The organism is Mangrovicoccus sp. HB161399 (assembly GCF_013184745.1).
Taxonomy (GTDB): domain Bacteria; phylum Pseudomonadota; class Alphaproteobacteria; order Rhodobacterales; family Rhodobacteraceae; genus Mangrovicoccus.
Genome location: NZ_JAATVU010000019.1, coordinates 35,921 through 43,513 on the forward strand (window position 1 = coordinate 35,921; position 7,593 = coordinate 43,513).

The 7,593-nt window shown below is 68.0% G+C and carries 8 protein-coding genes; 1 reads left to right on the plus strand and 7 read right to left on the minus strand.

The window, feature by feature from the left end; genetic code table 11:
* Nucleotides 1–19 precede the first annotated feature (19 nt).
* Nucleotides 20–1,066, minus strand: coding sequence for a PotD/PotF family extracellular solute-binding protein (locus HCC78_RS12850; RefSeq protein WP_172329186.1), 1,047 nt, complete (start codon nucleotides 1,064–1,066; stop codon nucleotides 20–22).
* Between the two features lie 45 nt (nucleotides 1,067–1,111).
* Entirely contained in the window at nucleotides 1,112–2,086 is a 975-nt protein-coding gene (locus HCC78_RS12855) for an isopenicillin N synthase family oxygenase (protein ID WP_172329187.1), read from the minus strand.
* Between the two features lie 178 nt (nucleotides 2,087–2,264).
* Between HCC78_RS12855 and HCC78_RS12860 the strand changes: the two genes are divergently transcribed.
* Nucleotides 2,265–3,218 (plus strand): nucleoside hydrolase, encoded by a 954-nt coding sequence (locus tag HCC78_RS12860; protein ID WP_172329188.1) that lies wholly within the window; start codon nucleotides 2,265–2,267, stop codon nucleotides 3,216–3,218.
* Here HCC78_RS12860 and HCC78_RS12865 read toward each other — a convergent pair.
* From HCC78_RS12865 to HCC78_RS12885, 5 genes are all read right to left on the minus strand, one after another.
* Complete coding sequence (locus tag HCC78_RS12865) at nucleotides 3,203–4,108, minus strand: aminotransferase class IV (protein ID WP_172329189.1); 906 nt, start codon at nucleotides 4,106–4,108, stop codon at nucleotides 3,203–3,205. The two genes, HCC78_RS12860 and HCC78_RS12865, sit on opposite strands and share 16 nt — an antisense overlap.
* A 100-nt stretch (nucleotides 4,109–4,208) precedes the next feature.
* Nucleotides 4,209–4,958 carry an ABC transporter ATP-binding protein gene (locus HCC78_RS12870; protein ID WP_172329190.1) on the minus strand — a complete coding sequence of 250 codons (750 nt, stop codon included), beginning with the start codon at nucleotides 4,956–4,958 and terminating at the stop codon, nucleotides 4,209–4,211.
* Complete coding sequence (locus HCC78_RS12875; protein WP_172329191.1) at nucleotides 4,943–5,704, minus strand: ABC transporter permease; 762 nt, start codon at nucleotides 5,702–5,704, stop codon at nucleotides 4,943–4,945. Before HCC78_RS12875 ends, HCC78_RS12870 begins: the two co-directional genes overlap by 16 nt.
* A 2-nt stretch (nucleotides 5,705–5,706) precedes the next feature.
* Nucleotides 5,707–6,717, minus strand: coding sequence for an ABC transporter substrate-binding protein (locus tag HCC78_RS12880; RefSeq protein WP_172329192.1), 1,011 nt, complete (start codon nucleotides 6,715–6,717; stop codon nucleotides 5,707–5,709).
* Between the two features lie 162 nt (nucleotides 6,718–6,879).
* Nucleotides 6,880–7,497: a trimeric intracellular cation channel family protein gene (locus HCC78_RS12885; protein WP_216671140.1), complete on the minus strand. Its 618-nt coding sequence runs from the start codon at nucleotides 7,495–7,497 to the stop codon at nucleotides 6,880–6,882.
* Between the last annotated feature and the right edge of the window lie 96 nt (nucleotides 7,498–7,593).

Sequence of the window (7,593 nt, forward strand, 5' to 3'; positions counted from 1 at the left end):
GGGCGGCTGTGCAGGGTCGTCAGGCGCCGAAGATCTCGTTCCAGCGGCGGGCGAATTCCTCGGCATTCGCGTTCATGAAGTCCCAGTCCCAGTCGATGAACTGCGACATGGCTTCGCCGGAGACGGGAACGTCCTTCGCCAGCTCCTCCGGAACGGTGACGGTCTTGTTGACCGGCGAGACGAAGAATTCCTTCATCAGCAGGTCCTGGCCCTTCGGGCCGAGCACGAAGTCGAGATACTTGTAGGCCTGTTCCCGCGCGGGCGTGTTGGCGCAGATGTTGAAGGTCTGGTCCCACATCATCAGCCCCTCCTCGGGAATGATGCAATCGACCGGCAGGCCCTGGTTGCGCAGGCGCGCGATCTCGCCGAAGTCGAAGGGCGCGACGGCGATCTCGCCGGTGGCCATGGCCGTGCTCATGTTGAAGTCGGTCTGGTAGACCGGGCCAAGTTCGGCGAGCTTGGCAAAGCCGGTCTCCACGTCGCGGATGCCCGAGCCGTAGATCATCGAGGTCAGCATCAGGAACATCTTCCCGGCCGAGTTCTTGATGTTGTAGAGGCCGAGCTGGCCGATCAGCTCCTCGTTCTCCCACAGATCCTTCCACGAGGTCGGCGGGGTCGAGACCATGTCGGTGCGGTAGCCGATGCCGATCGGGGAAATCAGGCCGACCGCCGCCCAGCCGTCCGACGCCTTGGTCGCCACCGGATAGAGATCCGCGTAATTCGGCACCAGATCGAGATCGAGCTTCTCGAAATAGCCCTCGTCACGCAGGACGGTGGCATAGATCTCGTTGGTCATCAGGCAGCCATAGGGCGGGTTCTCCGGCCCGGCAGCGCGCATGTTGGTGGTGTAGACCCGGCCCAGCCCGATATCCAGCTGCGGCGCGATCCCGGTCTCCTCGGTGAAGCCCGGCACCAGGATGTCGCGCCAGAACTTCTCCCACGAGCCGCCGTAGGTCGTGATCACGAGGTCCTGCGCCTGGGCATGGACGGCGGGCACGTTCAGCACGGAGGCGCCGCCAAGCGCCACGAGGGCCTGCAGCATGGTGCGGCGGTTCATTTCGGTCATTCGCGCGTTTCCTTTTCCCTGTTGGCAATCATTGCTGCGGACCCCTCAGGAGGCCTTCTTGCGGTAGTCGTAGTTCTTGTTCAGCCGCTCCATCAGGTAGTCGCCATAGAGCACCGGCTCCATCTGGGCGACCTCGCCTGCCGCCAGCATCTCGGCGGGGCATTCGACCAGCGCCGACATGGACGGATCGTAGAAGAAGGGCTGGGAATAGCGGTCGCGCTTCGACAGGTTCTTCACCCGGTGGGGCGTGGAAACGAGGCGGCCGTTCGACCATTTCGCCAGGATGTCGCCCACGTTCATCACGAAGGTGCCCGGGATCGGCGGCGCGGGGATCCAGTCGCCGTTCTTGTTGCGCACTTCCAGACCGCCGACATCGTCCTGCTTCAGCAGGGTGACGAAGCCGTAATCCGTGTGCGGCGCGGACCCGAAGAGCGCCTCCTCGTCGGGCTGCTCGGGATAGTGCAGCAGGCGCAGGAACAGCGTCGGGTTGACGAAATGCCTGTCGAACCAGTCGCGCGGCAGACCGAGCGCCTCGGCGATGCCGCCCGCGATGCACCGGCCCAGCCCGGTCATCGCCGCCATGTAGGCATGGGCGGTTTCCTCGAGCTCGGGCAGCGTTTCGGGAAACTGGTTCGGTCCCTGGATCGGCTCGCCCGCATAGGGCGCGTCCTCGGGCACCTCATGCATGATCATCAGGCTTTCCGACTGGTTCGGCTTCGTCACCTTCGCCACCGAGGAGGTCACGATCGTCGAGGTCGACATCGGCATGTAGCCGCGGTGGAAGCCGTTGATCTTCAGCTTCATCTTCTCGTCGAGCGGCAGGTCATGGAAGGCCATGTTCATCTGCCGCATGCGCTCCACCAGGTCCTCGGGAACGCCATGGCCCGCGAGATAGGCGAAGCCCGACGTGGTCAGCGCATCGTTCAGCGCCGCGACCGATGCCGCCCGTGCCTCCGGCGCCGCCCCGTCGGCCAGACCCGAGAGGTCCACCACCGGGATGTTGTCGAATTCACCTTTCATCGCGCGTCTCCTGTTCTGGATATTGTATACAGAAAAGGCAAAGGCGCGGAATTTTGAAGCGGAAAGTGGCCGCGGCCGTTCGGAATCCGGGAAAACCTGCATTTTTGGCAAAAGTTTTCTCGCTCTCCGGCAATTCTGCCGCAGATATGGGCGCGACATGCACCAGAAGGACCGCGAGATGCCTCCCATTCCCGTCATCATCGACACCGATCCCGGCCAGGACGACGCTTTCGCGATCCTCCTGGCGCTGGCCGCGCCGGAGATCGACGTCCTCGGCCTGACCACGGTGGCGGGCAACATGGGACTGCCCCAGACCACCGACAACGCCCGCCGCATCGTCGAGCTTGCCGGGCATGGCGCCCTGCCCGTCCACGCGGGCTGTGCCCGGCCGCTGATGCGCGCGCCGCGTCCGGTGCCCGAGATCCATGGCGAAACCGGCATCGACGGCTGGGACTGGGCGGAGGCCGCCGAAGGACCCGCGCCGGGCCATGGCGTCGATTTCATCATCGACACGGTTCTGGCCCATCCCGAACCCGTCACGATGATCCTGCTGGGCCCGCAGACCAATTTCGCCATGGCGCTGCGCCGCGCGCCCGAGATCGCGGAGAACATTGCCCGCGTCGTCTTCATGGGCGGCGGCTATTTCGAGGGCGGCAACATGACCCCGGCGGCGGAATACAACATCCTCGTCGACCCCGAGGCCGCGCGGATCACGCTGGGCTCGGGCATTCCGGTGACCGCCGTGCCGCTCGACTGCACGCACAACTGCGCCGCGCCGGTGGGCTGGTCGGAGGTGCTGGCCAGGCATTCCCAGCCGGTGATGCAGGCCTGCGCAGGCATGATGGAGTTCTTCGAGCGCTACGGCAACGCCAAGCACGGCACTGCCTCGCGGCCGCTGCATGACGCGGTCGCCGTCGCCGCGCTGATCTGGCCGGAGCTGTTCGAGGGCCGGCTCTGCCCGGTAGACGTCGAATGCGCGGGCGAGCTGACCACCGGCATGACCGTGGTCGACTGGCTGCGCCAGACCGGCAAGCCAGACAACTGCCTGTGGCTGAACGGCTGCAGCGATCCCCAGGCGGTCTATGACCGGATGGAAGCGGCGCTGGCGCGGCTGGGTCAGCCCGGCGCGTAATCCACCGGCGTGGCGTGCCAGCCTTCGGCGCGCTTCTTCCAGAACCGGTCATGGATCTGCATCGACAGCGGTCCGGGCCGGTCATTGCCCATAATCCGTCCGTCGATGCGCGAGGCGGGCATGATCCCTCCGGCGGTGGTGGCGGCGAAAATCTCGTCAGCCGCGCGAAACTCGTCCGCGGGCAGCGGCCGGATTTCGACCGTGATGCCCAGTTCTCCGCACAGTTCGAAGACCGAGGCGCGGGTGATGCCCTCCAGCGCGCCGCGGTCGGGGGTGACGACGCGGCCATCGCGGATGCAGAAGATGTTGAAGCCGGGGCCTTCGGTGACATTGCCGTCGGCGTCGAGCAGGATGGCGAAATCCGCGCCCGCCGCCTCTGCCTCGAACTGGCCCTCGGTAAGGTCGCCCCAGTGGAAGTTCTTCACCCGCGGATCGAAGCTCTCGGGCGGGATGCGGCGCACCTGCGGGATCATCAGGTGCACGCCGCGGGCGATCATCTCGGGCGGCGCGACCCAGGCCCAGGGCAGCGCCATGCAGATCAGGTAAGCGGGGACATGGGCCGGGTGGCGCGCCGCGCCGGGCGGCGGCACGGACCGCAGGCAGTCCATCGCCACATAGGCGGAGCGCAGGCCGGAGGCCGCCACGACGCGGTGGAGGATGTCGCGGATGTCATCGTCGCTCTGGCCCGGATCCATGCGCAGCCGGGCCATCGAGGCGCGGAAGCGGCGGATATGGTCGTCGAGCCGGAAGAAGTTTCCCTCCCAGACGCCGACCACGTCATAGGTCACGTCGGAGCGGCGGTAGCCCCAATGGGTAACGGGGATCTTCGCCTCCGCCACCGGCATGATGCGTCCGTCCATCCAGGCGGCACCTTTCGAGAAATCCTGCATGCTGCGCTTTCCTTGCGGCACCGCCGCCTCGCTCGGGCTGATCCGGCGACCCTGCCCCGCGCTCCCGGACAAGGCCAGAGGCCGCCCGGTCGCAGCCCTGTCAGAGCGCAGCGCCGATGCGTCCCGCATAGGCCCCCAGCGCCTCGGACCCGCGGGCGCGCGGGCGGGGCAGGTCGATGGAAAGATCCAGCGCGATGCCCGCCGGCCGGCCAGATAGCACGATCACCCGGTCGGCCAGAAAGGCCGCCTCGGCAATGTCATGGGTGACGAAAAGCACGGCCTTGCCGCTTTCCGCCCAGATCCGCAGCACCTCGTCCTGCAGGCTTTCGCGGGTCAGCGCATCGACCGCCGAGAAGGGCTCGTCCATCAACAGGATATCCGGGTTCACGGCCAGCGCCCGGGCGATGCCGCCGCGCTGGACCTGCCCGCCCGACAGCTGGTGGGGATAGCGCTCGGCCATGGCCTCCAGCCCGGTCAGGCGCAGCACCTCGGCGATGCGTCGGTCGCGCTCGGCGGCGCTGACCTTCAGCCCCTCCAGCCCGTAGCCGATGTTGGCACGCAGGGTCCGCCACGGCATCAGCCGCCCGTCCTGGAAGACGATGGAGCGGCGGCGGCGGTCCTTCGCCTCGGGGGTCGTCACGGTCACCCGGCCGCGTTCCGGCGCGACCAGCCCGCCGACCACGCGCAGCAGCGTCGACTTGCCGACGCCGGACCCGCCGACGATGGCGACGAATTCGCCCGGTTTCACGGCCAGATTGAAATCCTGGAGCACCGGCTGCGGCGCATCGGGATAGCTCAGCGTGATGCCCTCGGCCTCGATCACCGGCGTTGCGGTCAGTTCGGACGCCATGACAGCAGCCTCCTCTCGATCCGGCCGAAAATGCCGTCGCTCAGCGTGTAGACGGCGGAAATCGCCAGCATGTAGACCACCACCGCCTCGTAGGCGCCGACGCCTGCGGCGGCGTTCATCTCCTGCCCCATGCCGGGCACGCCCAGAAGTTCGGCAGCGATCAGCGTCATCCAGGCCTGGCCGACCCCGGTCCTCAGCCCCGCCAGCAGGCCGGGCGCGGCGGCAGGCAGCGTGACGGAGCGGTGCAGCCTGATGTAGCCGTCCTGGCCGAAGGCCCTAGCCAGCTCGCGGAAGCGCGGATCCACGTTCTTCACCGCGGCATAGGTGGCGAAGTAGTTCACCCAGAACACGCCGATGGCGATGACGAAGGCGGCGCCGGCATGGCTGACCTTGAACCAGGCGATGGCGAAGACCACCCAGGCCAGTGGCGGAATGGGGCGCAGGATCCGCGCCAGCCAGGACTGCAGGCCCTCGAACGTGCTGCTCGTGGCCGCGGCAAAGCCCACCGCAACGCCGAAGAGGCTGCCGAGGCCGAGACCCCAGACGTAGTGCACGAGGCTCGATCCGATGGCCGGCAACAGCCGGCCGGAGACCAGTTCGTCCTCGAAGGCCTTCGGGATCGCCGCCGGGTCGGGCAGCGTTCCGCGCGGCGCCCAGCCGAAGGTGCCCGCCGCCTTCCAGACGGCGAGAAAGATCAGCAGCCCGGCAAGGCCGAGCAGCGCAGGGCGCGCGCGCGTCAGGGTCATGATCAGTTCCCGGACGTGCCGCCATAGAGGCCGAGGTCGAAGAGCGCGTCGAGATCGACGGCTTGCTTCAGCGTGCCCTGGGCCTCCTGGAAGTCGTGCATCGCCTTGGTGCCCGCGGTAATCCGGTTCGGATCGGCAACGAAGCCGTCATGCGAGCGGACGATCGCCGCCTTCACGATCTCCGGGTCGAGCCGCCCGCCGCCGACGTATTTCGCGACCGCCGCCGTGGCGGCCTCGGGGTCGTCGCGCAGCAGCTCGGTAGCACGCTCATGCGCAGCGACCAGCGCGACGATGGCATCGCGGTGATCGGCGATGGTGCCCTCGCGCACCGCCAGGACGGCGCCCGGCTGGTCCGGGAACAGCTCGCCGCCCGCCGCGACGACCTTGGCCTCGGGATCGCGGGCCAGGACCGAGCTGACTACCGGCTCCAGGATCGCGGCACCGTCGACCGCGCCGGTCAGAAGCGCCTGCTGAACCTGGGCCGCCCCCTGATAGACGATGTCGACCGCATCCGGACCGGTGCCCAGCCCGTTCTGCAGCCAGTATTGCAGCACGGTCTCCGGCACGGAGCCGGTCGGGAAGGTTGCGATCACCGGCTTGCGGCCCTTGTCCTCGGCGAAGCGGGCAAAGGCGGTGGCGGCGTCATCGTCGAAATAGGGCGCCAGGTCGCCGAGCGCGACGACCGAGATCTGCTCCACGATGTTGGAGGCCACGACCTTGATGTCGGCGCCCTTTGCGCGGGCGACCATCGCCGGGCCGATGCCGAAATAGGCGACGTCCAGCTGGCCGGCCAGCAGCGCCTGCACCATGGCCGGGCCGTTCTGGAACTGCACCAGCTCGGGCTCGATCCCGGCCTCGTCCATCCAGCCTTCTTCGAGGGTGACGAAAAGCTGGGCGTCCGGCAGGATCGGCATGTAGCCGATTTCCAGCGCCAGCTTGTCTGCGGCCGAAGCCGAGGTTGCGAGGCCCAGGGCGGCAAGCCCGGCCAGGATCGGTGCCTTGAACTGAATCATCCGTCATCTCCCCGAGGGTTCGAGCCTCATCTGGTCCATTTTCCCCGTCAGGGAAAGAGCTGGCGCAGAAATGGGGAAATGGTTCCGGTGTATTGGCCATAACCGGAACGCACATCCTGCGCACGGCAAGGGGATCGAACGCTGCCGGCAGCGTCCGCGGCGTCAGGACCAGGGCGCGCGCGGCAGCCGCCAGCCGAAATGCTCGGCCCCGACGCGCAGCGCGACGGTCAGCACGATCGCCGCAATCGCCGCCGGCAGGAGCGGCAAGGCGAAATGGAAGGCCGCCGCATAGGCCGCGGCCCCGGCAAGCGCGGCGGCGGCATAGACATCCTCGCGCAGGACCCGCGGGATCTCGGCCGCCATCATGTCGCGCAGGACGCCGCCGCCGACCCCGGTCATCACCCCCAGCAGGATCGCCGCCAGCGGCGGCAGCCCGTGGGTCAGCGCCTTGTGGCAGCCCGCCACCGCGAAGAAGCCCAGGCCGACCGCATCCAGCAGCATCACCGGGCGGCGCAGCTTCTCCAGACGGTGGCCGAGGAAGAATGCCGCGAGCCCGGCGCTGGAGGCCACCAGCAGCAGCCGCACGTCCTTCAGGGAATCCGGCGGCACGTCGCCGAGGAGGACGTCCCGCATGGTTCCCCCGGCAACCCCCACGGAGGCGGAGAGCACGAGGATGCCGAACAGGTCCAGGTCCTTGCGGATCGCCACCGTCGCGCCGCTGAGGCCGAAGGCGAAAGTTCCCACGATGTCGAGCATGTCGACCAGAGTCATATCGGCCATCCATGCCCCGTCATGTGCAGCAGAGTTTCCATGCCGCGCATCCTAGCGGCCGGGCCGGTCCCGCCAAGCGGAAACCGGCCCGGCCCTCCGGGAAGA

Coding starts and splice junctions, on each gene's coding strand:
- HCC78_RS12885 (WP_216671140.1), bottom strand. CDS start 7,497: ATGGCCGATATGACTCTGGTCGACATGCTCGACATCGTGGGAACTTTC.
- HCC78_RS12860 (WP_172329188.1), top strand. CDS start 2,265: ATGCCTCCCATTCCCGTCATCATCGACACCGATCCCGGCCAGGACGAC.
- HCC78_RS12850 (WP_172329186.1), bottom strand. CDS start 1,066: ATGACCGAAATGAACCGCCGCACCATGCTGCAGGCCCTCGTGGCGCTT.
- HCC78_RS12880 (WP_172329192.1), bottom strand. CDS start 6,717: ATGATTCAGTTCAAGGCACCGATCCTGGCCGGGCTTGCCGCCCTGGGC.
- HCC78_RS12870 (WP_172329190.1), bottom strand. CDS start 4,958: ATGGCGTCCGAACTGACCGCAACGCCGGTGATCGAGGCCGAGGGCATC.
- HCC78_RS12855 (WP_172329187.1), bottom strand. CDS start 2,086: ATGAAAGGTGAATTCGACAACATCCCGGTGGTGGACCTCTCGGGTCTG.
- HCC78_RS12865 (WP_172329189.1), bottom strand. CDS start 4,108: ATGCAGGATTTCTCGAAAGGTGCCGCCTGGATGGACGGACGCATCATG.
- HCC78_RS12875 (WP_172329191.1), bottom strand. CDS start 5,704: ATGACCCTGACGCGCGCGCGCCCTGCGCTGCTCGGCCTTGCCGGGCTG.